The 26,125-nt window shown below is 57.1% G+C and carries 25 protein-coding genes and 3 pseudogenes; 16 read left to right on the top strand and 12 right to left on the bottom strand.

Features of this window, described 5'->3' with window-relative positions; genetic code table 11:
• Positions 1–30: 30 nt before the first annotated feature.
• The 7 genes from F8N12_RS21780 to acs all read right to left on the bottom strand — a co-directional run bounded on the left by F8N12_RS21780 (position 31) and on the right by acs (position 8,092).
• Positions 31–1,011 (bottom strand): GlxA family transcriptional regulator, encoded by a 981-nt coding sequence (locus F8N12_RS21780; protein WP_150582241.1) that lies wholly within the window; start codon positions 1,009–1,011, stop codon positions 31–33.
• 271 nt (positions 1,012–1,282) lie between these two features.
• Positions 1,283–2,047, bottom strand: coding sequence for an ABC transporter ATP-binding protein (locus F8N12_RS21775; protein ID WP_150582240.1), 765 nt, complete (start codon positions 2,045–2,047; stop codon positions 1,283–1,285).
• Between the two features lie 27 nt (positions 2,048–2,074).
• Positions 2,075–3,187, bottom strand: a complete 1,113-nt coding sequence (locus F8N12_RS21770; protein WP_150582239.1) for a M14 family metallopeptidase — start codon at positions 3,185–3,187, stop codon at positions 2,075–2,077.
• Between the two features lies 1 nt (position 3,188).
• Entirely contained in the window at positions 3,189–3,887 is a 699-nt protein-coding gene (locus F8N12_RS21765; RefSeq protein WP_150582238.1) for an ABC transporter permease, read from the bottom strand.
• On the bottom strand, positions 3,884–4,573 hold the full coding sequence (locus tag F8N12_RS21760; RefSeq protein ID WP_150582237.1) for an ABC transporter permease: 690 nt from the start codon (positions 4,571–4,573) through the stop codon (positions 3,884–3,886). Before F8N12_RS21760 ends, F8N12_RS21765 begins: the two co-directional genes overlap by 4 nt.
• Before the next feature lie 91 nt (positions 4,574–4,664).
• On the bottom strand, positions 4,665–5,438 hold the full coding sequence (locus F8N12_RS21755; protein ID WP_150582236.1) for an ABC transporter substrate-binding protein: 774 nt from the start codon (positions 5,436–5,438) through the stop codon (positions 4,665–4,667).
• Between the two features lie 698 nt (positions 5,439–6,136).
• Entirely contained in the window at positions 6,137–8,092 is a 1,956-nt protein-coding gene (acs, locus tag F8N12_RS21750; RefSeq protein WP_150582235.1) for an acetate--CoA ligase, read from the bottom strand.
• Between the two features lie 608 nt (positions 8,093–8,700).
• Between acs and F8N12_RS21745 the strand changes: the two genes are divergently transcribed.
• Positions 8,701–8,964: a DUF2790 domain-containing protein gene (locus F8N12_RS21745; protein WP_150582234.1), complete on the top strand. Its 264-nt coding sequence runs from the start codon at positions 8,701–8,703 to the stop codon at positions 8,962–8,964.
• Positions 8,965–9,059: 95 nt separating this feature from the next.
• Here the strand turns inward: F8N12_RS21745 and F8N12_RS21740 are convergent, their stop codons facing one another.
• Positions 9,060–9,455: a hypothetical protein gene (locus tag F8N12_RS21740; RefSeq protein ID WP_150582233.1), complete on the bottom strand. Its 396-nt coding sequence runs from the start codon at positions 9,453–9,455 to the stop codon at positions 9,060–9,062.
• Positions 9,456–9,491: 36 nt separating this feature from the next.
• On the opposite strand from F8N12_RS21740, the gene F8N12_RS21735 reads away from it, so the two are divergent.
• The 10 genes and pseudogenes from F8N12_RS21735 to F8N12_RS21690 all read left to right on the top strand — a co-directional run bounded on the left by F8N12_RS21735 (position 9,492) and on the right by F8N12_RS21690 (position 19,072).
• Positions 9,492–10,742: a ribonucleotide-diphosphate reductase subunit beta gene (locus F8N12_RS21735; protein WP_028622416.1), complete on the top strand. Its 1,251-nt coding sequence runs from the start codon at positions 9,492–9,494 to the stop codon at positions 10,740–10,742.
• 254 nt (positions 10,743–10,996) lie between these two features.
• Positions 10,997–11,203: pseudogene (locus F8N12_RS21730) on the top strand (N-acetyltransferase family protein); the annotation flags it as partial.
• A gap of 140 nt (positions 11,204–11,343) precedes the next feature.
• The gene (locus tag F8N12_RS27685) at positions 11,344–12,237 is read left to right on the top strand and encodes an HNH endonuclease (RefSeq protein ID WP_191623201.1); all 894 of its coding nucleotides are present in this window, start codon (positions 11,344–11,346) and stop codon (positions 12,235–12,237) included.
• A gap of 107 nt (positions 12,238–12,344) precedes the next feature.
• Positions 12,345–12,609 (top strand): annotated as a pseudogene (locus tag F8N12_RS27950) (phage antirepressor protein); the annotation flags it as partial.
• A gap of 560 nt (positions 12,610–13,169) precedes the next feature.
• Entirely contained in the window at positions 13,170–14,354 is a 1,185-nt protein-coding gene (locus F8N12_RS21715) for an iron-containing alcohol dehydrogenase (protein WP_150582232.1), read from the top strand.
• Between the two features lies 1 nt (position 14,355).
• Positions 14,356–14,988, top strand: coding sequence for a transcriptional regulator BetI (gene betI / locus F8N12_RS21710; RefSeq protein WP_191623200.1), 633 nt, complete (start codon positions 14,356–14,358; stop codon positions 14,986–14,988).
• 46 nt (positions 14,989–15,034) lie between these two features.
• Positions 15,035–15,952: a choline ABC transporter substrate-binding protein gene (gene choX, locus F8N12_RS21705; protein ID WP_150582230.1), complete on the top strand. Its 918-nt coding sequence runs from the start codon at positions 15,035–15,037 to the stop codon at positions 15,950–15,952.
• A gap of 27 nt (positions 15,953–15,979) precedes the next feature.
• Complete coding sequence (locus F8N12_RS21700; RefSeq protein WP_150582229.1) at positions 15,980–17,158, top strand: gamma-butyrobetaine dioxygenase; 1,179 nt, start codon at positions 15,980–15,982, stop codon at positions 17,156–17,158.
• Between the two features lie 275 nt (positions 17,159–17,433).
• Positions 17,434–18,423, top strand: a complete 990-nt coding sequence (locus F8N12_RS21695; RefSeq protein ID WP_150582228.1) for a hypothetical protein — start codon at positions 17,434–17,436, stop codon at positions 18,421–18,423.
• Between the two features lie 331 nt (positions 18,424–18,754).
• Positions 18,755–19,072 carry a helix-turn-helix domain-containing protein gene (locus F8N12_RS21690; protein ID WP_150582254.1) on the top strand — a complete coding sequence of 106 codons (318 nt, stop codon included), beginning with the start codon at positions 18,755–18,757 and terminating at the stop codon, positions 19,070–19,072.
• Positions 19,073–19,194: 122 nt separating this feature from the next.
• Here F8N12_RS21690 and F8N12_RS21680 read toward each other — a convergent pair whose 3' ends face one another.
• A complete protein-coding gene (locus F8N12_RS21680) occupies positions 19,195–20,253 on the bottom strand; it encodes an MBL fold metallo-hydrolase (RefSeq protein ID WP_150582227.1) in 1,059 nt (352 codons plus the stop codon).
• A 214-nt stretch (positions 20,254–20,467) separates the two neighbouring features.
• Here F8N12_RS21680 and F8N12_RS21675 point away from each other — a divergent pair, with 214 nt between their 5' ends.
• From F8N12_RS21675 to F8N12_RS28335, 3 genes and pseudogenes are all read left to right on the top strand, one after another.
• Positions 20,468–21,076: a TetR/AcrR family transcriptional regulator gene (locus tag F8N12_RS21675; RefSeq protein ID WP_150582226.1), complete on the top strand. Its 609-nt coding sequence runs from the start codon at positions 20,468–20,470 to the stop codon at positions 21,074–21,076.
• Between the two features lie 263 nt (positions 21,077–21,339).
• Positions 21,340–22,107 (top strand): annotated as a pseudogene (locus F8N12_RS28340) (PAS domain-containing protein); the annotation flags it as partial.
• Positions 22,099–22,659, top strand: a complete 561-nt coding sequence (locus tag F8N12_RS28335; protein ID WP_263596525.1) for a methyl-accepting chemotaxis protein — start codon at positions 22,099–22,101, stop codon at positions 22,657–22,659. The pseudogene F8N12_RS28340 and the gene F8N12_RS28335, both read left to right, overlap by 9 nt.
• 9 nt (positions 22,660–22,668) lie before the next feature.
• Here the strand turns inward: F8N12_RS28335 and F8N12_RS21665 are convergent, their stop codons facing one another.
• Positions 22,669–22,995, bottom strand: coding sequence for a DUF2025 family protein (locus F8N12_RS21665; RefSeq protein ID WP_150582224.1), 327 nt, complete (start codon positions 22,993–22,995; stop codon positions 22,669–22,671).
• Positions 22,996–23,212: 217 nt separating this feature from the next.
• Between F8N12_RS21665 and F8N12_RS21660 the strand changes: the two genes are divergently transcribed.
• Positions 23,213–24,340, top strand: coding sequence for a glycerophosphodiester phosphodiesterase (locus F8N12_RS21660; protein ID WP_150582223.1), 1,128 nt, complete (start codon positions 23,213–23,215; stop codon positions 24,338–24,340).
• A 164-nt stretch (positions 24,341–24,504) separates the two neighbouring features.
• The gene (locus F8N12_RS21655) at positions 24,505–24,813 is read left to right on the top strand and encodes a PepSY domain-containing protein (RefSeq protein ID WP_150582222.1); all 309 of its coding nucleotides are present in this window, start codon (positions 24,505–24,507) and stop codon (positions 24,811–24,813) included.
• A gap of 35 nt (positions 24,814–24,848) precedes the next feature.
• On the opposite strand, the gene F8N12_RS21650 is transcribed toward F8N12_RS21655, so the two are convergent.
• Together F8N12_RS21650 and F8N12_RS28050 are read right to left on the bottom strand one after the other, a co-directional pair.
• Positions 24,849–25,727 (bottom strand): IS3 family transposase, encoded by an 879-nt coding sequence (locus F8N12_RS21650; RefSeq protein WP_263596521.1) that lies wholly within the window; start codon positions 25,725–25,727, stop codon positions 24,849–24,851.
• Positions 25,676–26,071, bottom strand: coding sequence for a helix-turn-helix domain-containing protein (locus F8N12_RS28050; protein WP_263596520.1), 396 nt, complete (start codon positions 26,069–26,071; stop codon positions 25,676–25,678). The genes F8N12_RS21650 and F8N12_RS28050 overlap by 52 nt, the downstream gene beginning before the upstream one ends.
• Positions 26,072–26,125: the final 54 nt, after the last annotated feature.

Below are 26,125 nucleotides of genomic sequence, written 5' to 3'. Positions count from 1 at the left end.
CCAGGGTGCACCGCCATGGCATTGCCGGATTCAGCCGCGCTCTGAAGGCACCGACGACAATTCAAACGGGCTGCTGCTGCGCCGCTGGTTGCGATCTTCCCGCGGCGTGGCGCCGAAGAAATTGCGATAGGCGCTGGAGAAGTGCGGCCCCGAAGAAAAGCCACACGACAGGCCGATCTGGATGATCGACTTGCTGGTTTGCATCAACATTTGCCGGGCCTTGTTCAGGCGCAGTTCAAGGTAATACTGGCTCGGCACTCGGTTGAGGTATTGCTTGAAGATCCGTTCCAGCTGCCGGCGAGACACGCACACATGCTGGGCGATTTCGTCGGTGGTCAGCGGTTCTTCGATATTCGCTTCCATTAGCAGCACGGCTTGCGTGAGCTTGGGATGACTGGAGCCGAGGCGATTCTGCAGCGGAATGCGCTGGCGTTCGCCGCCCTCGCGAATACGTTCGACCACCAGTTCTTCTGATACAGCACCGGCCAGTTCGGCGCCGTGATCACGGGCCAGCACCGCCAGCAACAGATCGAGTACGGACAAGCCGCCGCACGCGCTCAGGCGATCGCGATCCCAGTCGAACAGATGACTGGTGGCAATCACCTTCGGGAAACGCTCAGCGAAATCGTCCTGCCAACGCCAGTGCACGGCGGCGCGATAACCATCGAGCAGGCCGAGTTGCGCCAGCGGGTAGACACCAGCCGACAAGCCGCCGATGACGCAACCGGCTCGCACCAGTTGTTTCAGGGAACTGCTGAGCGCCGGCGCCAACAACGTTGGCGGCTCATCTGCCAGCAGGAACAGTTTCTGGAAGTTTTCCAGTTTGCCCGCCCACGGTTCACCCGGCAATTGCCAGGCGCCGTCGGTTGGCGGTTCGGCCTGCAAAAACGTCAGTTCGTAAACCACGTCCGGATGCACACGCTGAGCAACGCGCAAGGCCTCCTCAGCCAGCGCAAGCGTCAGTGCTTTAGTGCTGGGCCAAATCAGGAAACCAATTCGATGGGCAGTCATGGGCGGGCAATCCGAAACTCAAACAGTGATGAAGGCATGGGCCAATGCTAGCCCGTAAATCAACGTAAATCTTGAAACAGGCGCAGATCAACTGTGGAAGCTGGCTCGCACCCCTCCCTCTGTAGGAGCTGTCGAGTGAAACGAGGCTGCGATCTTTTGATTTGAAACATCAAGGTCAAAAGATCGCAGCCTTCGGCAGCTCCTACAGGGGATTGCGCCAGGCTCCAGGTTGAGGAGCATGGACGATCCCGGCGCGCCACGGGCGTTCGTTTTACTTGAGGCTGCCCGAGAGGAACTGTTGCAGGCGTTCGGACTGTGGATTGACCAGCACCTCACGGGGATTGCCGCTTTCTTCAACGATACCTTTGTGCAGGAACACCAACTGGTTCGACACTTCACGGGCGAAGCCCATTTCGTGGGTCACCACCACCATGGTCCGGCCTTCCAGCGCCAGCGCCTGCATCACTTTCAACACGTCGCCGACCAGTTCCGGGTCGAGCGCGGAGGTCGGTTCGTCGAACAACATCACTTCCGGTTCCATCGCCAGCGCACGGGCTATCGCCACACGCTGTTGTTCACCACCGGACATATGGCCCGGATAGGCGTCCTTGCGATGCGCCACGCCCACCTTGTTCAGGTAATGCTCGGCTTTCTCGCGGGCTTGGGCCTTGGACATGCCAAGTACATGGACCGGCGCTTCCATGATGTTTTCCAGCGCGGTCATGTGCGACCACAGGTTGAAGTGTTGGAACACCATCGACAGGCGCGAACGCATGCGTTGCAGCTGCTTCGGGTCGGCAGCCTTCAGCGCGCCGTCCTTGTTGGCGACCAGTTTCAACTCTTCGTTGTTCAGCAGAATCTTGCCCGCGTGCGGCTGCTCGAGCAGGTTGATGCAGCGCAGAAAGGTACTTTTGCCGGAGCCACTGGAGCCGATGATGCTGATCACATCACCGGCCGCCGCTTTCAGGGACACGCCCTTGAGCACTTCGTGACTGCCATAGCGTTTATGCAGGTCTTGGACTTCAAGTTTGTACATGCGGTCGGTTCTCACAAAAACAGTCAGTCAGTCGTTGAGCAAGCGCCCGTGACGCAGCGCTTCGCGCCCCGCCACCTTGGCCAGCCAGAAACCCGGTTGGGCGTAGCGCAGCCGTTCAATGGCAAACAGCACCCCGGACGTACCAGCACACACCGTGCTGACGCGATCGGCTAACGGATCGATCACTTCGAAAATTTCATCACCGGCCTCAACCCACTCGCCCGGTTTACGCAGGAAACTGATCACACCCGGATGCGGCGCGAACAGCAACTCGGTGCCCTCGAACGGCAAACCTTCGCAAGCGTCTTGCGCAGGTTTGGGCCAGTCGCCGCTGATCAGGCCCTGCTCGGCCAGAAACGCGAGGATGCCCTCAGCGTAGGCTTCGGCATCTGGCCGATCAGTGTCGGCCTGGCCGCCCAGCTCGAGGGTGGTCGCCAGGCACGCCAATGAAATCCGTGCATCAGGGAACAGCCGCGACAGGCGCAACCACGGCATCGAGCACGCTTCGTCGAACGAATTGCCGCCGGACTCTTCCGCCAGCAGGCCGACTTTCACACCCAGGTGCGCGGCGAGCGAGCGCCATTGCGGCCAGTGTTGCGGCAACGCGTACATATGCAGCGCGGCGTCGGTATCGCAATGCAGGTCCAGCACGACATCGGCGGTACAGGCATGACCGAGCAAAATGCGTTGCATGCCTTGCAACTGGCTCGCGGCCGGTGGCAATGCGTCGAGCACGTCGCTCATGGCCTGGCGGATCAAGCGGATATTGGCGTGCGGATCATCACCCAGGCGCCCGTCCAGCGCAGCCGCTACCGGGGCGCTCAGCTCGACGAAATCGCGGTTGAAATTCTTGCCGCTGCCTGCCTCGAAACGCCCTTGGTGATTGCCTTGCAGTAATTGCCCCAGGCCCAGCGGATTGGCGACCGGCACCAGTTCGATCACTCCGTTGAGCAAGCCTTGCGCTTCGAGTTCGCTCAGGCGCTTTTTGAGTTCCCAGGCCACGCGCATGCCCGGCAACTCGTCCGCGTGCAGGCTGGCCTGAATGTAGGCCTTGCGCTCGCCGCTTCCGAAGCGGAAGACCGAAATCTGCCGTTCGCTGCCCAGGTTGTTCCACGGCAATACGTGATCGATGCGCTCCATATCAATGCTTCCGTGGGGCCAGATAGCCCAGCCAGCGACGCTCGGCCAGTTTGAACAGGCGCACCAGAATGAAAGTCAGGCACAGGTAGAACACGCCCGCCGTGATGTACGCCTCGAACGGCAGGTAGTACTGCGCATTGACGGTGCGCGCGGCGCCGGTGATGTCGATCAGCGTGACGATGGACGCCAGACTGGTGGTTTGCAGCATCATGATCACTTCGTTGCTGTACTGCGGCAGCGCCCGGCGCAGGGCGGACGGCAGCAGGATGCGCTTGTACATCTTGAAGCGTGACATGCCCATCGCCCTGGCCGCTTCGATCTCGCCGTTCGGCGTCGCGCGCAGACTGCCGGCGATGATCTCGGCGGTGTAGGCGCTGGTGTTGATGGCGAATGCCAGGCACGCACAGAACGTCGCGCTGGACAGCCACGGCCACATGAAGCTCTCGCGCACCGCCTGGAATTGCGCCAGGCCGTAGTAGATCAAAAACAATTGCACCAGCATCGGCGTGCCGCGAATCACGTAGGTGAACAGCCACGCCGACATATTGATCGCGGCGTTTTTCGAAACGCGCATCAGCCCCAGCGGCAAGGCCGCCAGCAGGCCGAAAAATAGCGACAGTGCGAGCAATTTGAGGGTCGTCAGTAACCCGCCGAAATACAGCGGCAGGGCCTCCCAAATGACGTTGTAGTCGAAGATCATAGATCAGCCGCCCTTACGCCTACCGAGTAGCGCTTCTCAAGTTGACGCAGTATCAGCAACGAGACGCTGGTGATCACCAGGTACATGGCTGCCACTGCGAGGAAGAAGGTGAAAGGTTCGCGGGTGGCATCTGCCGCCTGCTTGGCCTTGAACATCATGTCTTGCAGTCCGACCACCGAAATCAGCGCGGTCGCCTTGGTCAAAACCAGCCAGTTGTTGGTGAAACCCGGAATTGCCAGGCGAATCATCTGCGGCACCAACACCCGGAAGAACACCTGAAAACTGCTCATGCCATACGCCATGCCGGCTTCGGCCTGGCTTTTGGGAATGGCCATGAACGCACCACGGAACGTCTCCGACAGGTAGGCACCGAAGATGAAACCCAAGGTGCCGATACCGGCGGCCAGTGGATTGAGATCGATGTAGTCGTCATAACCGAGCATCGGCGCCACGCGGTTGAGCAAGTCCTGACCACCGTAGAAAATCAGCAGGATCAGGACCAGATCGGGAATGCCGCGGATGACCGTGGAATACAGGTCGCCCAGCCAGGCCAGCCAGCGCACCGGCGACAGCCGCAATGCCACGCCGATCAGACCCAGAACGATGGCCAGGGCCATGGACGACAAGGCGAGCTGAAGCGTCAGCCATGCGCCATCGAGGATGACAGCCCCGTAGCCTTTCAACATGATTCAGGTCCTCGAATGTTCGGATGAAAAAATGGCGCAAACCGCAGAGATCCTGTTGCTTGCGCCATTTCGGACTGTCGCCGGGACGTTGTTACTTGCCGTAGATATCGAAGGCGAAGTACTTGTCCTGGATTTGCTTGTATTTGCCGTTCTGGCGAATGGCAGTGATCGCGGTGTTGATTTTTTCTTTCAGCGCATCACCTTTGCGAACGGCGATACCGATGCCATCGCCGAAGTATTTCTCGTCGGTGAAGGCCGGGCCTACGAAGGCGTAACCTTTACCCGCGTCGGTTTTCAGGAAACCGTCGTCCAGCAAGGTGGCGTCTGCCACGGTGCCGTCGAGGCGACCGGCAGCCACGTCGAGGTAGATTTCGTTCTGCGAACCATACGGCTTGATCTCGGCACCCAGCGGGGCCAGGACTTCGCGGGCAAAACGCTCATGGATCGAACCGCGCTGCACGCCGATGTTCTTGCCCTTGAGTTCGGCCAGGCTGTCGCTGACCTGAGCGCCCGATTTCATCACCAGACGTGCCGGGGTGTTGTAGTACTTGTTGGTGAAGTCGACCGACTTCTTGCGATCTTCAGTGATCGACATCGAGGACAAAATCGCGTCGATCTTGCGCACTTTGAGGGCCGGGATCAGGCCGTCGAATTCTTGCTCGACCCAAACGCACTTGACCTTCATTTCCTCACACAGTGCGTTGCCGATGTCGTAGTCGAACCCAACGATGCTGCCGTCTGGAGCTTTGGAGGCGAATGGCGGGTACGCCGCTTCGATACCAATCTTTACAGGCTTGTCATCAGCGAAGGTTGGCAGGGACAGCACAGACAGTGCCAAGGCGCCAAGCAGCACGAGTTTCTTCATCTTTGGACTCCATCGGTATAGGGCAAAAACGGCAGAGTGAGCGATAGCCCAATATGCGAGTGAGTGGAACCGGAAAGCGGTTGCTGCGTCATGCCAAGCGTACGTTGTTTTCAACAAACGCAACGACGAGCGAGTGACCGGCATTCTAACGACAGGCCCGAAGTCGATATTTCTTCAATGCGACAACAAATTACAGAAGCACCGAGAATGCCGATTGGGCACGTTGACAGCCCTGCAGTTTCATGCAAGACCAAAAGACATTGAACCGATCTATGCTGCAAATTGCGGGCCTATTATTGGCAAAGCCTTCTAATCCGGCAAGCGTAGCGTTGATTCTAATTTTATGCAGAGGATATGGGGGCTCTAGAGCGATGCATCGCGTTTCCCATCGCCCCGTATCGGCGCGGCGGGTTACACATTTGGTTACTTGAAGGACTGCGGGTAACAGAGGGAAATGGACTACAGGGTATGTCGATAATTATTGGCTGGCTTTATTCGGTGTCTGACAGATGGCCATCGCCAGCAGGCTGGCTCCTACAGGGGAGTTGAGTCAGGCGCACATTCTGGGTTCGCTGCAGATCAACTGTGGGAGTGAGCCTGCTCGCGATGAGGCCGGTCTGACCAACATGAAAACCAGGCAAGAAAAAACCCCGTCAGGCGCGCCGCCAGACGGGGTTTCAATGACTCATGAATAGGGTTTACGCCACATTCATCGTCTTGTGCGTATCAATCAAATGCTGCACCACACTCGGATCCGCCAGGGTCGAAATGTCGCCCAACCCATCGTATTCAGCCGTAGCAATCTTGCGCAGAATGCGGCGCATGATCTTGCCCGAACGGGTCTTCGGCAGCCCCGGCGCCCACTGGATGACATCCGGTGAAGCAATCGGACCGATCTCCTTGCGCACCCAGTTCTTCAACTCGATACGCAGTTGCTCGCTCGGCTCTTCGCCGCCGATCAATGTCACGTAGACGTAAATGCCCTGCCCCTTGATGTCGTGCGGCACACCCACCACAGCGGCCTCGGCGACTTTCGGGTGCGCAACCATCGCGCTCTCGATTTCGGCAGTGCCCATCCGGTGGCCGGACACGTTCAGCACGTCGTCCACACGACCGGTGATCCAGTAATAGCCGTCTTCATCGCGACGCGCGCCGTCACCGGTGAAATACATGCCGCGGAAGGTCTTGAAGTAGGTGTCGACGAAGCGGTCATGGTCGCGATACAGCGTGCGGGCCTGACCTGGCCACGAATCGAGAATCACCAGATTGCCCTCGGCAACGCCTTCGATGATGTTGCCCAGGTTATCGACCAATGCCGGCACCACACCGAAGAACGGCCGCGCAGCGGAACCCGGTTTCAAGGCATGAGCGCCCGGCAACGGGCTCATCATGTTGCCGCCGGTTTCGGTCTGCCACCAGGTGTCGACGATCGGGCAGCGGGATTTTCCGACGTTCTTGTAGTACCAGTCCCACGCTTCCGGGTTAATCGGCTCACCGACCGAGCCGAGCAATCGCAGGCTGCTGCCGTCAGCACCTTCAACTGCGGCCTGGCCCGACGCCATCATTGCGCGGATCGCAGTCGGTGCGGTGTAGAGGATGTTGACCTTGTGCTTGTCCACAATCTTCGCCACCCGGGTGATGTCCGGATAGTTCGGCACGCCTTCGAACAGCAGCGTGGTCGCGCCGTTGGCCAGCGGGCCATAGACGATGTAAGTGTGGCCGGTGACCCAGCCAACGTCGGCGGTGCACCAGTAGACTTCGCCCGGGCGGTAGTCGAACACGCGCTCGTGAGTCAGCGCGGCGTAAAGCAGATAGCCGCCGGTGGTGTGCTGCACGCCTTTAGGTTTGCCGGTGGAGCCGGAGGTGTAAAGGATGAACAGCGCTTCTTCGGCACCCATCTCTTTCGGTGCGCAAACGCTGCCCGCCACTTTCATCAGGTCTTCGTACCAGATGTCGCGATGCTGGTTCCACTTGATGTCGCCACCGGTGCGCTTGCACACGATGACTTTCTGGATGCTGCTGGTTTCCGGGTTGGTCAGCGCGTCGTCGACGTTGGTCTTGAGCGGGATTTTCTTGCCCGCACGAATACCTTCATCAGCAGTGATCACCACTTTCGAGCGGCAATCGATGATGCGACCGGCCAGGGCTTCCGGCGAGAACCCACCGAACACCACCGAGTGAATCGCGCCGATCCGGGTGCAGGCCAGCATGGCGACCACGGCTTCGGGGATCATCGGCATATAGATAGTCACCACGTCGCCGCGGTGTACATCCTGACCGCGCAAGGCGTTGGCGAATTTGCAGACCTGTTCGTGCAGTTCGCGATAGGTGATGTTGCGGCTCTCGGACGGGTCATCCCCTTCCCAGATAATCGCAATTTGATCGCCGCGCTCGGCCAGATGACGGTCGAGGCAGTTGTAGGAAACGTTCAGGGTGCCATCGGCAAACCACTTGATGTCGACGTGGTGATCGTCGAAGGACGTCTGTTTCACCGCGGTGAAAGGCTTGATCCAGTCGAGGCGCTTGGCTTGCTCGCGCCAGAAGCCATCGGGGTTGACGACCGACTGCTGGTACATGGCTTTGTAGGTTGCCTCGTCGGTCAGCGTGTTGGCTGCTACCTCGGGACGAACGGGATACAGAGAAGCCGCACTCATCTTTCTTACCTCGGTGGAATAGTTGTTTTTGTATGGGTCCAGTTGTAACGGGGCCGGGCCTATAGAACCATTCGACGATGGTAGTAACAAGGCCCTACAATTTGTCGTGGTTAGCACCTGACACCGCGCTATCTCATGTAGCAGCTGCCGAGCCCGCAAGGCTGCGAAGCCACGCCCATGTAGCAGCTGCCGAGCCCGCGAGGCTGCGAAGCCACGCCCATGTAGCAGCTGCCGAGCCTGCGAGGCTGCGTTCGGTTGCGCAGCAGTCGTCAGATCCGCCCGGTTCTTCCAATCATGCCGCGCATGGACAATTTACGACTGCTGCGCAACCGAACGCAGCCGCGCAGGCTCGGCAGCTGCTACAAAAAACCGCGCAACTGCTGAGCTATTCGATGATTGTTACAAAATCTGTCAAAAGTGTTTATCAAAACCCCACCTATATGAATCACTCCCCCACGCCTAGAATCTGCCCCGCCAACAAGGCAAACCCTGATTAACCAGTTACAGCCCCCACGAAGGCAGTTAATCAAAAAACCCCATACCAGGCTCCACACGCAATCCCAAAAAGATTGCGTGACCCCATTCGACTTCAAAAAGGTAGATCTGAAATGAAAGCTTTATTAGTTCTGGCCCTCTCCAGCCTGTGCGTAACCGCCATGGCAGACGAGGTCCCGACTGATGTCGCCCAGCAACAACCCATCGTCGAGCAATACACTTACTCCAGTCACCCGGACATCGCCAAAGTTATCCACATGAGTGAAGTCCCGAATGTTTGTGAAGTTGTGCCGATGACAATGGAATACGACGACTCCAAAGGCCAACGCCATCTCATGAGCTACACCATCATGGGCAACGGCTGCTCCAACGGCTGATCAAGACTGCGCCAATCGATCCTTTCAGCGTGTGGCTGACTGTCGATTTCAGCCCGGCTTCGGTCGGGCTCAGTTGTGTTGATAGACGCAAAATGTCATTGCAAAACACAAGATGTAGTGAAAAACGGCAATTTTGAACGTTTTTTGAACAACATCTGTTCGGCGCTCAAATCAGCGAAATTTTTTTTCCATGAGCCAAAGCCCTGTATTACCTCGCTTTGCTCGAAAAACCCTCCCTCTCGGCCCCTCCATGAGCCGATTCGCCGCACCACGCCGGCAAAAATTTCCCTATAATGCCGCCTTAAACGGGCCTGCAATATTCCCTTACAGGGCGAAAAGTCAGTCTGAAGCCCCGCAGCCGCGTTCTTCGCAGCCTGCGCCATCAGAGGCTCTCGGAACCCCGTACAAAATTCTGTTTGATGCCTGCGTATAGCTGCTGAAAAACGACCTTTATCCAACGCGGCCAGACCGACCGTGTGAATAACCATCACATGGGCATCTGGCCCTCACGCAGGAGACGACACGTCATGCTGAGCTGGGACGAATTCGACAAAGAAGACAGCGCTGAAACCGTGGTCAAAGGCGCCAACGCCGGCCACGCGACTGAAGCCAACATGGACCGCCTCGACACCGCCGGTGGTGTTGCTGCCCAGGAAGCTCGCGCTGTCACCGCGTCTGACTCCGCCGCCATCGCTCGCGCCAAGGCTGCTCTGGACAACCTCGACATCGCCGAAGGCCTCGCCGAACTCGAAGGCGCCTCCGCCCGTGTCGCCGTTGACGAAAAGCGCATGATCAACTGCCGCGCCGACCTCAACCAACTCGTACCCTTCAAGTACGACTGGGCCTGGCAGAAATACCTGGACGGTTGCGCAAACCACTGGATGCCGCAAGAAGTCAATATGACCGCCGACATCGCCCTCTGGAAAGACCCGGAAGGCCTGACCGACGACGAGCGCCGCATCGTCATGCGCAACCTCGGCTTCTTCTCCACCGCCGACTCCCTGGTTGCCAACAACCTGGTGCTGGCTGTCTATCGCTTGATCACCAACCCGGAATGCCGCCAGTACATCCTGCGCCAGGCTTTCGAAGAAGCGATCCACACCCACGCCTACCAGTACTGCATCGAATCGTTGGCCATGGATGAAGGCGAGATCTTCAACATGTACCACGAGATCCCGTCGGTCGCGAAAAAAGCCACCTGGGGCCTCAAATACACCCGTTCGATCTCCGATCCGAAGTTCGAAACCGGCACCGTCGAAACCGACAAAGAGTTGCTGCGCAACCTGATCGCCTACTACTGCGTTCTGGAAGGCATCTTCTTCTACTGCGGCTTCACCCAGATCCTCTCCATGGGCCGCCGCAACAAAATGACCGGCGTCGCCGAGCAGTTCCAGTACATTCTGCGCGACGAATCCATGCACCTGAACTTCGGCATCGACGTGATCAACCAGATCAAAATCGAAAACCCGCACTTGTGGGATGCCGAGATGAAGGAAGAAGCTTCGCAGATGATTCTGCAGGGCACTCAGCTGGAGATTGAATACGCGCGGGACACCATGCCTCGCGGGGTATTGGGGATGAATGCGGCGATGATGGAGGATTACCTCAAGTTTATTGCTAACCGTCGTTTGAGCCAGATTGGTTTGAAGGAAGAGTATCCGGGGACGACGAATCCATTCCCTTGGATGAGCGAGATTATGGACTTGAAGAAAGAGAAGAATTTCTTTGAGACGCGGGTTATTGAGTATCAGACTGGTGGGGCTTTGAGCTGGGATTGATAATCGTGGCCGTGGAGTCGCATCACGACCTGAATCCATCTCATTAAAAATGAAATAGCTTCTGTCGAAAAGGGTTGCCAAATGGCAACCCTTTTTTTGTCTCAATCGCGAGCCTCGAATGTTATGAATTGGACGACACGCTGGCGTACGGGCTTACCAGAAGGGGCACCAAGAAAGGTAATCGTGACACGTCATCTAAGCTCCTCCCTCCGTAGCCAGGTCGACAGCCGCATGAGCGCTCAGCAGCAAACGTCCAACCCGCCCATCGCGGCCAAGGCATCGCGCGGCAACTGGTAGCGAGCGTCGAACTATGGGCTGTAAAAATGGGGTGCACCGAGTTGACTTCGGATGCGCTGGTAGAGAATCAAGTGAGCCATGCAATGCATGAGGCGTTGGGGTTCGAGGAGACTGAGCGGGTTGTTTATTTTCTGAGGGATTTGAAGGCTGGTGGCGCACGGTGATTACGACGTAACGGAGGCAGTCGGTGCAGAAAGCTTGATTTGCGCAATGGTGGCGTTCTGACCTTAATTTGGATTTGTAACAAGATGGACTACTACTGCACTATCCCTTTTCCTACAGACTCATGGAAAAGGACTACTCCGTGGTCAGAAAAGTACTACAACCACTTACAGGCTCGTCCGCGTCCCAACGATTGGAGGCGGGGAAGGTCTACACCCGCGATGACCTTCGCAATCTCTTTGAGATTACTGCATCGAGCATTAACAACGGAATATTCAAACCCGTCGCGCTCGACTCCGTCTTGATTTTCGTCACAGAGCACAAAACCGCAGACCGCACGCAATATGAAGATGCGCTGGTCGATGATGTTCTTCACATGGAGGGTCAGCTCAAGGGAGGTACTGACCACCTCATTATGGAACACATTGAGCGCGGCCTTGAGTTGCTGCTGTTCTACCGAAAGAAAAAATACGAGCATCCTGGTGCTGGCTTCACCTACGAAGGACGATTTCTCCATCATGCCCATGAAGAATCAGGTCCTACCAAATTCACGCTTCATCGCGAAAGCAGCCACACGCTGAAGATTGCCGACATCGAAGCTGAGCTAAAGAATCAGGGTGAGTTTGATCCCGCTAATGTAGTCGACGCACGCAAGCGCACTCTTGCAAGCATCGTCCGTCGCCAAGGCCAGAGTTCTTTTCGTAAAAAGTTGTTCAAAGCGTACGCAGGCCAATGTGCAGTGACCGGGTGCAAGATTGAAGCCCTGTTAGAAGCTGCACATATCGTCCCGTATTTGGGTGCAGACACTAATGTGGTCAGCAACGGTTTATTGCTACGCGCGGACATCCATACCTTATTTGATCTCGGTCTGCTGTGGGTTGATCCGGATAGTTTGCTCGTCGGAATGGCAGGCGCGCTCTTGCAAAGTGAATACAGCTCGCTTGGGCACAAGCCTCTATCGCTGCCCGCCACGCTGTCTGACAGACCAAGCAGCAAAGCTTTGCAGGCCCACCTCGATACGTTACGTCGCCTCTAAATAGCCGCTTGCGGGACCAATGTACGAGCCGTGTAAAACGGCCCGACCGAATCCAATGAAATTTTTTGCATCTGATATTGGAGATGTCGGACGCGGTGTTTGAGGACGCATTGCTGGTTTACCACTATTGCCCTGAGTATCGGCTGCTGCGGGAATGGCTGACTCATCTGGTCGTTCCAGCGCTGCGTGATGCGCGCCCTTCCCGGTCGGTTGAGCGTCCGACGCTGAGTGGAAGATGTGCTGTGCATGTTGCATTGGCAGAATGAACCGTGGATTCGACTGCGGGATATGCCGCGTGTGCTGGCGGATGATCCATTCAATCAGCGCGGATCCTGGTGGAGGAAGGTGTCACGAATGATGCGCGGATTCTGAATCCTCAAGTCTTCAATCAATCGCTATTTGAGATTTCAAGTAGCGTTTTTTTTGTCGGCGCCAATCGACAAATCTCGCCATGTACGGCACAACCTCAACAAAATTTGTCCCTCCACCGCCCCCCGTCTTAAAGCCGCACATGCAAATCTGGAAAAATTGCCTGCGCAAACCAGGCAGGCAACCCAGGTTCGACCTTACACGGCTTCACTGCCGGACTGACAACAACAATGTCTGACTCACCGCGCGCGCCGCGGTGGGTCTGCTGCGCAGCCCAGCGGGAGCAAGCTCCCTCGCCACAGTTGGTGCCTGACATGTTTACCGCGGTGCACTTGAGAATCGCGAGCAGGCTCGCTCCCACAGTTTTGTTGTGACGCCCAGCGACCGACCCCTTGTTCGGCGGATGATCCATTCAATCAGCGCGGATTCTGGCAGGGCCACAGGCAGGCAACCGCAAACCACCTACTAATGAAAATAACTTCAATAAGAGCGCGCGCGCTATTGAAAACTATTTCATTAGAGAATAGGGTCGACCATCAAGGCACCATTCAAAGGCTGCGCAGATGATCGATCAATTTTCCCCACTCCTACGTCAACAATGGACGGTGCCGGTACCCATCGAATATGGCCCCGGTGCGCGTGCAGAGTTGTCGGCATTGTGTGCACGCCATGGCATGCGCGCTCCCTTGATCGTGACTGACGCCGGGACGGCCGCCCTGCCCTTTACGCAGCAATTGCTGGCGCAGCTTAAAGACGCGGGCTTGCGTTGCGCGGTTTATGCGGAGGTCGAGAGCAATCCGACCGACCTTTCGGTCGAGCACGGCGCAGCCGTTTATCGCGAATGGAAGGCAGACGGAATCGTGGCGCTGGGCGGAGGAAGCGGGCTCGACGCAGGCAAAGCGATAGCGCTCATAGCCGGCCAGGCCCGTGCCCGATTATGGGATTTCGACTTTGATCGGCCGGTACCGGAAGGCTTCCAAACCGCAGATTTCCCGCCTGTTATCTGCGTGCCAACCACTGCCGGCACCGGCGCGGAAACCGAAAGCACGGCCATGATTACTGATACGCAGCGCCGCATCAAAGGCTGCGTGTGGCATCCGCTGGCCAGGCCGGTGGCGGTTGTTCTGGACCCTGAATTGACCTTGGGCTTACCCCCCAACCTGACAGCGTGGACCGGCATGGATGCGATCATTCATGCGCTGGAAGCCTGGTTCGTCCCCAGCTTTAATCCGCTGTGCGATGGCGTGGCGCTGCAGGCCTTGAACCTGATGTGGGACGCCCTGCCAGTGGCCGTGGCTGATGGCAATGATCTGCAAGCGCGCAGCAGGATGCTGGCAGGCTCATGCCTGGCAGGCGTTGCGTTCACCAAAGGACTCGGGCTGGTGCACGCGCTGAGCCATATGGTCGGCGCTGCCTGCGGCACTCATCACGGTTTGACTAACGCGATCATTCTGCCAGTTGTCCTGCAGTTCAATCGGGAGGTCATCACATCGCGGCTGCCACCGGTGTGCCACGCGATGGGTTTGCAGGGGAATGATTTCGACGTTTTCTACACGGCCATTTGTGCCCGACTGGACCTTCTCGGCATTCCCAAATCTCTGGCAGCCATCGGTGTACCCCGGGAAAACATGGCCGCGATCGCCGCCAATGCATTACTCGATCCTGCCCGCACGACCAACCCAAGGGCCAGCGACCTGGCACAACTCGAACGAATGCTTACCCAAGCCATTGATCTCGCGCGGAACTGACATGAGCGACACCTTGCAACCCGAGAAAAAACGCCGCACTCGCATTGAACCGGAGGCCCGCAGGCGCTTGATCATCGAGGCGACCATGCAGTGCATTACACGCTACGGGCACAGCGGAACCACTATTGAGCGTATCTGCGAGCAGGCCGGAATTTCTATTGGCTTGATCGGCCATCACTTCAGCTCCAAAGAGGAGCTGATGCTGTGTACGTACCAGGCCTTGACGGACCAACTACGCGCCGAGACAGACCAGCATCTGGCGCACAAAACCCACTCGGCCCGCGACCGGCTCACGGCGATGATCAAGTCCTCGTTCAAAGGCAGCATTTTCAACGAGTTCACACTCACCACCTGGCTCGGATTCTGGGGGGCAACCGTGTCTTCCCCGGAGTTGAAAAAACTCAACCGCAAGTTGTACTTCGATTACCGCTCGGAGCTTGAAAAATGTTTTGAACAGGTGGCTGTCGAGCAAGGCACTACCCTGGACAGCGCTCAGGCGGCCCTTACGCTCACGGCGCTGATTGACGGCTTCTGGCTGGAGTGGACGCTGGATCACAAGGCATTCAGCGCCACCAAAGCGCAGAACTGTTGCCTGCACGTAGTCACTCTGCTGTTGGCCAACGGTGCGCCATAACAAAAGCACTTCACCACATTGCCCTGTTAGCCCGGAGGAATTGACCATGTCCCATGTGTTTCGCTTTTCAGGAATCTGCGCATTGCTGGTGGCAGCCAGTTGCGCAAATGCTGCAGAGTCGCCGTCATGCCAGCAAGTCCGAATGGGCGTCGCCAATTGGACCGATGTCATGGCGACCAGCGCGGTGGCCAAGGTGATACTTGATGATCTTGGCTACAAGACCGAGCAGACTTTCGCTTCCGAGCAAATCGTCTTGACCGGTATCAAGGACAAGAAACTCGACCTGTTCCTCGGCTACTGGAACCCGCTGATGAACGCGAGCGTCGAGCCCATGGTGGCGGCCGGACAGATCGCCGTCTCCAGCAAGCCCAATTTGACCCAGGCCAACGCTACGCTGGCTGTGCCCCGCTACCTGTTCGATCAGGGCTTGAAGACGTTTGCCGATATCGCGAAATTCAAGGATGCACTGGGAGGCAAGATTCACGGCATAGAATCGGGCTCTGCCACCAATCAACAAATCCAGGCCATGATCGACAAGAACCAGTTTGGACTGGCTGATTTCAAGCTTGTCGAATCATCCGAAGCGGGCATGCTTGCCGAAGTACGTCGCGCCCACAACCGCAAGGCTGCCATTGTGTTTTTTGGCTGGACCCCGCACCCCATGAATGTAACGCTGGCCATGAATTATCTGACCGGCAGTCAGGATGCGCTGGGCCCGGATGAAGGCGCCGCGACCGTATGGACCGTGACCCAACCCGGCTACGCCCAGCGCTGCCCGAACGTGCAGAAACTGCTCGATCAACTGACCTTCACCACCTCGGGCGAGAGCCAGATGATGGTCGCCATACTCGACGGGCAGAAGCCCGAGGCTGTCGCCCGCCAATGGCTCAAGGATCATCCTGAAGATCGCCAACGCTGGACCGCTGGTGTCGCGAGTGTTGATGGAAAGCTTGCTCAACAATAACAAGCCCGCACCCCGCAGGAGATACGTATGACCACAGCGAATGCCACTATCGCCGACTGGCGGAGCTATCCTGTAACCGCCGTCCCGGTCGCGCTGACCTTGCACCCCGGCAGTCTGCAAGTGACGTGGTCGGACGGGCGTGTCAGCCCCTTTCATGATCTGTGGCTGCGGGATAACTGCCCCTGCCCGACCTGCGTGTACCCGGTGACACGCGAGCAAATGTTCGAAATTGCCGACGTGCCTGACGACCTGCTGCTGGTTGAAGCCCGCATCGAAGACGCGGGCGTCGTGCGCCTCGGTTGGTCTGACGGACATGCCAGCGTGTTTCATCCTGGCTGGCTGCGCGCTCACGCGTATGACGCCGAGTCGCGTGCTGAGCGGGCGCACGAGCAGGCGCATCCGCACTTGTGGCGATCCGAGATGAACCAGCAGCTTGCCGGGTTTGATTACGAAGAGGTGATGACCAGCGATCAGGTACTGACTGACTGGCTGCGTGCGTTACGCGACAGCGGGTTGACCCAGATTCGCAACGCGCCCACGACGGCGGGATCGCTGGATGGGCTGGCGCGGCGAGTGGCGTTCATCCGCGAAAGCAGCTTTGGCGTGATGTTTGAAGTCAAGTCCAAGGCAGACGCCGACAGCAACGCCTACACCGCCTTCAATCTGCCGCTGCACACCGACTTGCCCACGCGGGAACTGCAGCCGGGCGTGCAATTTCTGTATTGCCTGCGCAATGACGCCATTGGAGGCAACAGCCGGTTCGTGGATGGCTTTGCGGTGGCCGAGGAATTGCGCCGCGTCGCACCCGCCTGCTTCGAGTTGCTGACCCAGACCAGCGTTGAATTTCGTAACAAATCGGCGCGCAACGATTACCGCTGCAACGCACCGATCATTGCGCTGAACGATGACGGATCGTATCGGGAAATCCGCATGGCCAATTTCCTGCGGGGACCTTTTGACGTCGCGCCCGAGGTCATGCCGCAGCTGTATGAGGCCTACCGTTTATTCATCCGGATGACCCGCGAGCCCCGGCTGCAAGTCGCCAGACGACTCGAGGCCGGGCAGGCCTGGGTGTTCGACAATCGGCGGGTGTTGCACGCCAGGGATGCGTTCGACCCGGCATCAGGCGAACGACATTTCCAAGGGTGTTATCTGGACCGCGACGAGTTGTTATCGCGCTTGTTTGTGCTTGAACGAAAATCCTGAAATCACAACCCTTGTCCCGTCCCAAGCGCTTGAGCCTCCCCTGCGCAGCCCACTTGGTCGTCCAGCTTTTTCGCTAATGCAGCTTAGCATTCGGGCTGCCAGCGAAGAAGGCCTTCGAAGGAGGGTATCCAGTGGCCTGCTTGGATTTTTCGTAAGTCAACTCGCTCCTACAGTAGAGAGAAGTCCGTTATGTTTCGGCGTGTTGAAAACATTCAGTGCAACCCGCCCCGCCTCCCGCTATTAATACCCTTCCCACTCAACGATCGAAGCCCCCCATGAAATTCGACCTCGCCTACTGCCTCGGCCTCGACACCAAGCTGTCGATCTATGACGTACGCGATCTCAATTTCGACGAGACGATGGAATTCGATTCTGCCAAGGAACACTTCCAATGCCCCAATGACGCTTGCAGATCCGCCTTCGAGGCGACAAATGTGTTGACGACGTTCAACGCCAAAAACGTGAATTACGTTCGCACCCCGCACTTCAAGAACACCCCCAGCACCCGGCACGCGGCGGATTGTCCTTACGTCAGTTTTAAGACACCGGAGGCCGGTGTGGACGCGGACGGTGCGGAAACGGATGACAGTCGCGAGGAGCATTTTCCGTCGGAGTTGTTGCTGACCCGGCGTCAGTATGTACGTAAGCCGTCCAGCCAAGTGGCTGCAGAGGATGTAACTCGGGATACCCGGGAAAAGACGATGACGAACAACGACGCTGTGCATTCAGGTCCTGAAACGGCGCCGGACAAAACCAGCGTTTTCGCCCACCCCGTGGAGTGCTTCGTTTCCAACTTCGAAGACAAAGATCTGCTCAAGCGGATGCCGCTGAAGATTGGCGAGCACTCGGCGCCGTACTCGTCTTTCTTCAAGAAAATCGAATACCTGACGGACAACAAGGGGCTGATTTGCTGGGGCAAGATCAAGGAGATCAAGGATTACACCCAAAGCTTCCGGATCGATTTCGAGCAGAAAATCTGGTTCAAGCAGGCGGATGAGGCGAAGAAGAAGCCTTACTCAGTCAACGTTTACTTGAGCAAGAAGTTGATCGAGAACTACCGCAAGCGCAAAGCATTTCTGGAAGAAATAAAGCACGCCGTCGACAGCGACAAAGAGCTGTTCTGTTTTTTCTACGGTGTGACACCGGAGTTGCAGCAAGTGCCGAGCAAGAAAAATCCCGAGCAAACGTTCGGGGTGTTCAGTGCGAATATCGAGAATCTGGATCACTTGATAATTCGGGAAGCGCCGGGGCTGGCGGAGCAGTAGTCAGCCTTTTGACTCGCCGTTCCAAGCCCTCAACGTCCTGCCATACCGTTCACCGAACACGCGCAGCAGGGCCCTTGCTCACTTGCACAAAATCTCATCGATACACTCAAACCCGTCGGGCCACCTGGCCGGGATTTATCGCACCTATTGCCGACTCAAACCGTTTGCACCCCCGCCTACTCCGCCCTTCTACCCGGTCGACCATGCACCGTCCGTCAGGATGATCGAAGCCACCCAGCAAAAATCAAAAAATCTATTTGATCCCAACGCAAAACAACTGTACAAAATCACAGTACTTTTCGAATCAGCACTCTTGAGCCCGGAGAACACCATGGCCTCTTATGCGATGAAAATCACCCTGGAACGTATCGCCCTCTTCCAGTTCACCCCTGCCCACTGCGCCCAAGCGCGGGCAATGCTGGGTTGGAGCGTCGAGGAGCTTTCCCGGGACTCGGGCGTTGCGGTCGACACGATCGAGCGATTCGAAGCCAGGCGTGACGTGCCGGATGCAGATCGGTTGGCGCTGGCGTATCGGTTCGAGTCTGAAGGGCTGGTGTTCTTCCCAGGCTTTGCGCCGGGGCGTGGGATGAGCGGGAAAGGGTCGGCAGTTGATTCGGGTGGGCGTACGGATTATGCGATGGGTGAGTGAATAAACTCACCGATTGACGATTATTCCCTTGGACGAGACATTCAAATCGTCGTCAAGTCTGCCCCTCGATCCAGGAAAGAGGGACGAATTGAGGTTGTGTTCAGCTAGTAGTGGAGCAAGCACTAAACGTTTTGAACCCTCACCTCGCCGGTCTGATTTTCCTCCTTCATCCACCAAGCACCACCCCGCTGCGGATACATCACATTAAACGCCTCACCCATTTGCGGCGTAGTAATGGACACACTGCGTTCCCAAGCCAAGGCCAGAATGCGGTCAAACGGTTCATACCAGGCGTGCATCGACAGATCGAACGTGCCGTTGTGGATTGGCAATAGCCAGCGACCTTTCAGGTCAATGTGCGCTTGCAAGGTTTGTTCGGGTTGCATGTGGACGTGCGGCCACTCCACGTTGTAAGCGCCGGTTTCCATCAGCGTCAGGTCGAAGGGGCCGTATTGTTCGCCAATGCGTTTGAAGCCGTCGAAGTAGCCGGTGTCGCCGCTGAAGAAAATTCGCGTGGCGCCATCGAGAATGACCCAGGACGCCCACAGCGTGCTGTTGCCATCGAACAGACCGCGACCGGAAAAGTGCTGCGATGGCGTGGCAACGAACTGGATGCCGGCAACCTCTGTGCCTTGCCACCAATCCAGTTGGCGAATTTTGTTGGCGTCGATGCCCCATTTGATCAACGTATCGCCAACGCCCAACGGCGTGAGGAAATACCGGGTCTTCTTCGCCAATGCCAGAACAGCCTGATAATCGAGGTGATCATAGTGATCGTGCGACAGGATCACCGCTTCAATCGGCGGCAGCTCTTCAAGGCTGATCGGCGGCTGGTGAAAGCGCCTTGGGCCCGCCCACTGCACCGGTGAGGCGCGCTCGGCGAAGACCGGATCAGTGATGAAAAATTTGTCCCGCAGTTTCAACAATACGGTGGAGTGGCCAAGACGGTAGACGCTGTGGTTTGGCGCGGCGATCAGGGCATCGTGGGTGAGACGCTGAACTGGAACTGGCGCAGTCGGGCGCGTGTTGCGGGGCTTGTGAAAAATCATGTTCCACATGATGCGCAAGGTTTTGCGTAAGCCTTCGCGCTTCACTGGCGCATGGTTTCGGAAGAGCCCATCGACCTGTCGGGACGCGTCAGGTGTACGGCGGGTATCCGCGTTGAAAACTGGTTCGGCCATAACTGATTGACTCCTGAAAAATCCTCGAATCAGGTTTTTCACGGTGGGACATTAAATGGCCAAAGCACGCACGCATCAGCCGGATACTCCATTTGTGACCGAGCAGCATTAATAAAACATTACACTGACCGGTGTAGTTTCAAGGTTGCATCAAACCTGGGCACAAGTAAACTGGTGAGTGTAATTCCCCACCTCTTTCTGCCGAAGCGTATTTATGACTGCCCCACAGCGCCTGACCGACCTTAAACGCGCAGCCATTATTCAAGCGGCGATCTCTGAATTCCGTGCCCACGGATTCGACGTCACCAGCATGGACAAAATCGCCGCCACTGCGGGCACGTCGAAGCGCACGGTGTACAACCATTTCCCCAGCAAGGAAGCGTTGTTTTCCGAGATTCTCAATCAGCTATGGTCGCGGATCACGGCGGAACAGCAATCGAGCTATCGCGCAGACCTGCCTTTGCGTGACCAGATGCGCGTGCTGCTGATGGCAAAAATGCAAGTGATGGCCGATGACAACTTTCTCGATCTGGCACGGGTAGCCATCGCGGCAACCATCCATTCCCCCGAGCGTGCGCAGAATATGGTCGAGAGAATGGGCGAACGCGAAGAGGGCCTGACCGTATGGATTCGCGCTGCCCAGGCTGATGGGCGCTTGAAGCCGATCGCCCCCGAATTCGCCGCGCAACAGGTTCACGGAATGCTTAAATCCTTCGCCTTCTGGCCACAGATCTCCATGGGGTTGCCTGCCCTCGCGGCCGAGATGCAGAGTATTGTCGTGGACTCGGCGCTGGACATGTTCCTGGCCTGCTACCAACGCTGAAAACACCACCGGCCTCTCGACATCGTTGAATGGCGCTTCCAACACTCAATCGCGCGCATAAAACGGCGCGCCCGCGAAAAACTTATACAAAAGATTAAAAAATACAATCCTTGTACAAGTTTTCGTATTTTTGTATAAGTATTTCCCTGTCAGTCATGGACCGCCGACATTGAGCAGACAACACCGAAGGTAGCCTTGCCTTCGGTTAGCAGGCGTAGGAACAGGGACGACCCCGTGTTTTAATTCCCCCGAGCATTGCAGCCATGCTATTCACTCGCCATAAAGCCACCATCGACGCCCTTCAGCAAAACCTGTACAGCCAGAATGCCCTGCTGGAAGCGATTGATCGCTCGATGGCGGTGATCGAGTTCGATATCAATGGCGTCGTGCTGCGTGCCAACGACAATTTTCTTCAGACCATGGGCTATCGGCGCGATCAAGTGCAGGGGCAACCTCATCGGCAGTTTTGCCCACCCGAGTACGCGCGCAGCCAGCAGTACTCACAACTGTGGGCGCGACTGAAGAGCGGCCAGTTCCAGTCGGGAACTTACGAACGGGTGGGCGGCGACGGGCGAGCGATCTGGCTGGAGGCCAGTTATAACCCGATCATTGATGCGGCGGGCAACGTCGTGAAAGTAGTCAAATATGCAATGGACGTGACCGCCAGAGTGCAGCATGAAAGTGAATCCGCTGCCCGGTTGCAGGCAATCGACCGCGCCATGGCGGTGATCGAGTTCAACCTGGATGGCAGTATCATCAGCGCTAATCAGAATTTTCTGACACGCATGGGTTACACCCTCGCCGAACTCAAAGGTAAGCATCATCGACTGTTCTGTACGGCAGAGCTGGTCAACAGCAGCGCGTATGAGGATTTCTGGCGCCGCCTGAATCAAGGTGAGTTTTTCCACGGCCAGTTTCAGCGGGTTGACAAGCGCGGACAACGCGTTTGGCTGGAGGCCAACTACAACCCGGTATACGACGCGAGTGGGCGTTTGTGCAAAGTGGTCAAGTTCGCCTCTGACGTGACGGCGCGGGTCGAGCAGCATGACCGGGATGCACGCAGCGCCAGTGAGGCTTATCACATCTCGGTGCAGACGCGCAAAATCGCCGAGCAAGGCACTCAGGTGATCCAGCAGGCGGCCAGCGAAATGCGCGAAATCTCCGCCGATATCGAGCAATCGTCGACATTGATTGCACAACTGGGCGAGCGCTCGGAGCAGATCACCGCCATTGTCAACACCATCCGTGGCATCGCCGATCAGACCAACCTGTTGGCGCTCAATGCAGCCATCGAAGCGGCGCGCGCCGGGGAGCAGGGTCGCGGCTTTGCCGTGGTGGCGGACGAGGTGCGCCAGCTGGCCGCGCGCACCAGTGGCTCGACGGCGGAGATTTCCAGCATGATTGGCCTGATCCAGAGTGAAACCCGCCAGGCGATCAAGAGCATGGATGGCACGCGTGATCGGGCGGCGGAAGGTGTCGAACTGGCCAATCAGGCTGGCACGGTGATCCTGCAGATCCGCGACGGTGCGAGCAACGCTGTGCAGGCGGTAAGCATGTTCGCCAACGAGCGTCTGCCCGGTTGAAGCGCAGAGTCAACTCTGCACAAGGCTTCTGAGCGCCGAAATCTCCGGCACCTCCCGCCGATTCATGTACACCCGCAACGGCTCGGTAATATTGATCCGGTCATCGACATGCTGATCCAGCAGCAACTGAATCAACTCACGCTTGAGCGTCATCGCTGCGTCCGGGCCGGCTGCCCAAACGAATTCGCTGGACGCAATGATGCCGTCATCCGCCACGTCCATGCCGAATGAGTCTTCGCTGAAACGAACGATGTAATGACCAGTCTTGCGATTAAGGCCGACGAAGCCTTTGAGTTGGTCTGCGGCCTGGCAAATGAGTTGAGACGTAATGCGCATGTAAACCTCACAGAAAATTGATCGAGGGTCTACACGCAAGGGATGGGGCGCTCCCTCTGCCGGGGAAACTGCCAGGTCCAAGAGTACTGCAAAGCACCGCACAAATGGACCGGAAATTTCTCTTCTGAAATGCTTAATGTCGCTCTGGCGATGGCGCTGGCAGCTTTCAGTTGTTAAAAGGGACGTCTTCGAAAATCTCTGCGAAAGGATCTCGACCATGCCTGTTACCTTCACCAAGAGCGCCCTGCTGCTGAGCATGCTGCTCGGCATTGGCCAGGCCCACGCGGCCAACCAGCCGAGTCCGGCCGCGCTGGCCAACCGTTCAGGCATTCCGCACCCGGCGGTGATTGCTCACCGCGGCGCCTCTTTCGATGCGCCGGAATCCACCGCGCCCGCCTACAAACTGGCGCGCGACCTTGGCGCCGATTACCTCGAGCTGGACCTGCAGCGCAGCAAGGACGGCGTGCTGTTTGCGCTGCATGACGACAATCTGCAACGCACCACCGACGTCGCGAGCAAATTCCCCGAGCGCAAGGACAGCCCGGCCAACGCATTCACTATGGCCGAACTGAAAACCCTGGACGCCGGCAGCTGGTTCAACACGGCGTATCCGGATCGCGCGCGCCCTTCGTACGAGGGCCTGAAAGTCCTGACCCTTGATGAAATCATCGACATCGCCCAGGGCAACCCGCTGCACAAACCCGGCCTGTACATTGAAACCAAAGAAGCCAAGCAGTTTCCCGGGCTCGAACGCGACCTCAAGGAAAAGCTGCATGATCGCGGCTGGTTGAGCCCGACCGCTTCGAAACTGGCGAAAAGCGCCCTGGGCGTTGGCCAGGGCAAAGGCAAGGTGGTGCTGCAAACGTTTGAGAAAAGCAGCCTCGAATTGTTGCAGAAAGAGATGCCGCAAGTGCCGAAAATCCTCCTGCTGTGGGTCGGCGAAGGCAGCATCGAGCCAAAATCCAAGGTGAAATTTGCCGAATCCGGTGACAAGGACAAGGCGGCTTACTACGCTAAACAGGAGCCGAAAGACAAAGCCGAATTCCAGCGCTGGGTCGACTATGCCAAGGCCCAGGGCGCTATCGGCACCGGTCCTTCTGCAGCGCTGACCAAGGGAGGCGATCAGAGTTATTCGGACCTGGTGAAGCCATGGATGAATCAGTACACCCACGATCAGGGCCTGCTGGTGCACGTCTACACTGTTGACGATGCAGTGGACTATCAGAACGTCATGAATGCCGGGGTCGATGGCATCTTCACCAACCGCGCCAGTGAATTACTCAAGTTCTATAAACGCCCGGCGGCGGCGAGTGTGGCGCAAGTGCTGACGAATAATGGGTATTGATTGAAACCGAGGTGACTGCATCGCGGGCAAGCCTTGCTCCCACATCGCTTGCTCAACAGTCGCCTCTAAAATCATCGAGACGAAATGATTTCGGGAATTAAGGATGGATTAAGTTGCCCCAGTTACTGTGGACTCACTTAAACAGCAACCCAAGGAATGACCCGATGAAAACATTAACTGCCCTGTTCACCGCTGCTGCCCTGACCCTGACCGCTGGCCTCGCGCAGGCTGATGATGTTCCAGTCAGCCAAATCCCTCAGCTGGTCAAGGATGGCAAAATCAAATCTGTTGAAGCCCTGAACAAGATTGTGATGGACCTGCACCCAGGCGCCACGATCACCGACAGCGACCTGGACAACCACTTCAACGGTTACGAATACGAAGTCGAACTCAAAGATGCCAAAGGCGTTGAGTGGGATGTGGATTTGAACGCCGCCACCGGCGAAGTCTTGAAAAACAAACAAGACGACTGATCCCTGTCTAGTCCTGAAATAGGTTTACACCTGTTTCACCACAACGCCCGATGCACCGCATCGGGCGTTTTGTATTTCAGAGACAGGTGCGGACGTTCCTGGTTATAGATCGTAATTGCCTCTCGCACCATCTGCTCAGCCTGTGCCAGACCTGTGGGCCGGTAGATCAGCAGTTCAGTTTTCAATATGCCATTGACCCGCTCTGCCATGGCGTTTTGGTAGCAGTCGTAGCCATCAGTCATTGAGCAGCTAATCTCGTGCTGGGTATGCAGCTTTTGATACAGATCGGAGCAGTACTGCGAGCCCCGATCGGAGTGATGAACCAGTTTCTGGCTGGTTCGACGCGTCTTTAAGGCCATGCGTAAGGCTTGAGCCACAGATTTCGCATGAAGACTTTCATGTACGTGGTAGCCAACGATCTTTCTGGAGTAGGCATCCGTCACCAGGCTCAGATAGGCGGAGCCTTCTTGCGTAGGGAGGTAGGTGATATCCGCGACCCAGACCTGCTCCGGCCCAGTCGCAACGACTTGCCGTGGACCGGGCTTCAGAAGGTTGGGATGGCAGCGGAAGCGATGATGGCTATCGGTCGTCTTGTGATAGGCCCGTTTTCTACGAACCAGTTGGCGGTGATCACGCAAGACTTCAAACAGGCGATCTCTGCCAACATGCAAATCTTGCCTATCAAGCTTGGCATGCATCAGGGAGTGCAGCTTGCGGGCACCGATGCAGGGCTGTCGAACGCGAATCTCGCGCACGAAATTGATGAGCTTTTGGTCTTGCTCGAGCCGGGCCCGGTAGACCCGATCACGCTTGTAATAAGCTTGGCGACTGATCCCCATAAACTGGCAAGCCCTGCTGACACTCAGGGTTTGGGTTTGCGCAACGACTTGCCGGGCCGCTTTTTTAGAATGGATACGCCGTAGTCGTTTTTCAGCACATCGACCACGTCCTCGAAGAATTTGGCTTTCTGATTCGCCAGCGCCAACTGCTCCTCAAGCTCTTTGATTCGTTGCTCGGGCGTCAGCGGCAAGATGGGCTCGTCCATCGGTCGGATCCTCTGGGAGCGAATGGAAGCGCCTTGGCTCCAGTCCTGTCGACCATGCTTGCGTAACCAAACCAACACCGTCGACCGGCCCTGAATCCCATAACGCCGTTGAGCCTCTTTATAACTCAACTCGCCTTTTTCGACCTGATCGACGACCGACAATTTAAAAGTCAGCGTGTAATCACGCTGACTACGTTTTGCGCCCGTGTCCATTGCACCTTCCTGATAAGAAGCCAGAAGGTGTAAACCTTATTCAGGACGAGACAC

Origin of the sequence: Pseudomonas fluorescens (assembly GCF_902497625.1) — a bacterium.
In the GTDB taxonomy this organism is placed as follows: Bacteria; Pseudomonadota; Gammaproteobacteria; order Pseudomonadales; family Pseudomonadaceae; genus Aquipseudomonas; species Aquipseudomonas fluorescens_BQ.
This window is presented reverse-complemented; position numbering and strand designations above follow the sequence as displayed.

Excerpts from the sequence above, each read along its gene's own strand:
- F8N12_RS21780 (WP_150582241.1), bottom strand. The coding sequence starts at position 1,011 with ATGACTGCCCATCGAATTGGTTTCCTGATTTGGCCCAGCACTAAAGCA.
- F8N12_RS21775 (WP_150582240.1), bottom strand. The coding sequence starts at position 2,047 with ATGTACAAACTTGAAGTCCAAGACCTGCATAAACGCTATGGCAGTCAC.
- F8N12_RS21770 (WP_150582239.1), bottom strand. The coding sequence starts at position 3,187 with ATGGAGCGCATCGATCACGTATTGCCGTGGAACAACCTGGGCAGCGAA.
- F8N12_RS21765 (WP_150582238.1), bottom strand. The coding sequence starts at position 3,887 with ATGATCTTCGACTACAACGTCATTTGGGAGGCCCTGCCGCTGTATTTC.
- F8N12_RS21760 (WP_150582237.1), bottom strand. The coding sequence starts at position 4,573 with ATGTTGAAAGGCTACGGGGCTGTCATCCTCGATGGCGCATGGCTGACG.
- F8N12_RS21755 (WP_150582236.1), bottom strand. The coding sequence starts at position 5,438 with ATGAAGAAACTCGTGCTGCTTGGCGCCTTGGCACTGTCTGTGCTGTCC.
- acs (WP_150582235.1), bottom strand. The coding sequence starts at position 8,092 with ATGAGTGCGGCTTCTCTGTATCCCGTTCGTCCCGAGGTAGCAGCCAAC.
- F8N12_RS21745 (WP_150582234.1), top strand. The coding sequence starts at position 8,701 with ATGAAAGCTTTATTAGTTCTGGCCCTCTCCAGCCTGTGCGTAACCGCC.
- F8N12_RS21735 (WP_028622416.1), top strand. The coding sequence starts at position 9,492 with ATGCTGAGCTGGGACGAATTCGACAAAGAAGACAGCGCTGAAACCGTG.
- F8N12_RS21715 (WP_150582232.1), top strand. The coding sequence starts at position 13,170 with ATGATCGATCAATTTTCCCCACTCCTACGTCAACAATGGACGGTGCCG.
- betI (WP_191623200.1), top strand. The coding sequence starts at position 14,356 with ATGAGCGACACCTTGCAACCCGAGAAAAAACGCCGCACTCGCATTGAA.
- choX (WP_150582230.1), top strand. The coding sequence starts at position 15,035 with ATGTCCCATGTGTTTCGCTTTTCAGGAATCTGCGCATTGCTGGTGGCA.
- F8N12_RS21700 (WP_150582229.1), top strand. The coding sequence starts at position 15,980 with ATGACCACAGCGAATGCCACTATCGCCGACTGGCGGAGCTATCCTGTA.
- F8N12_RS21695 (WP_150582228.1), top strand. The coding sequence starts at position 17,434 with ATGAAATTCGACCTCGCCTACTGCCTCGGCCTCGACACCAAGCTGTCG.
- F8N12_RS21690 (WP_150582254.1), top strand. The coding sequence starts at position 18,755 with ATGGCCTCTTATGCGATGAAAATCACCCTGGAACGTATCGCCCTCTTC.
- F8N12_RS21680 (WP_150582227.1), bottom strand. The coding sequence starts at position 20,253 with ATGGCCGAACCAGTTTTCAACGCGGATACCCGCCGTACACCTGACGCG.
- F8N12_RS21675 (WP_150582226.1), top strand. The coding sequence starts at position 20,468 with ATGACTGCCCCACAGCGCCTGACCGACCTTAAACGCGCAGCCATTATT.
- F8N12_RS21665 (WP_150582224.1), bottom strand. The coding sequence starts at position 22,995 with ATGCGCATTACGTCTCAACTCATTTGCCAGGCCGCAGACCAACTCAAA.
- F8N12_RS21660 (WP_150582223.1), top strand. The coding sequence starts at position 23,213 with ATGCCTGTTACCTTCACCAAGAGCGCCCTGCTGCTGAGCATGCTGCTC.
- F8N12_RS21655 (WP_150582222.1), top strand. The coding sequence starts at position 24,505 with ATGAAAACATTAACTGCCCTGTTCACCGCTGCTGCCCTGACCCTGACC.
- F8N12_RS28050 (WP_263596520.1), bottom strand. The coding sequence starts at position 26,071 with ATGGACACGGGCGCAAAACGTAGTCAGCGTGATTACACGCTGACTTTT.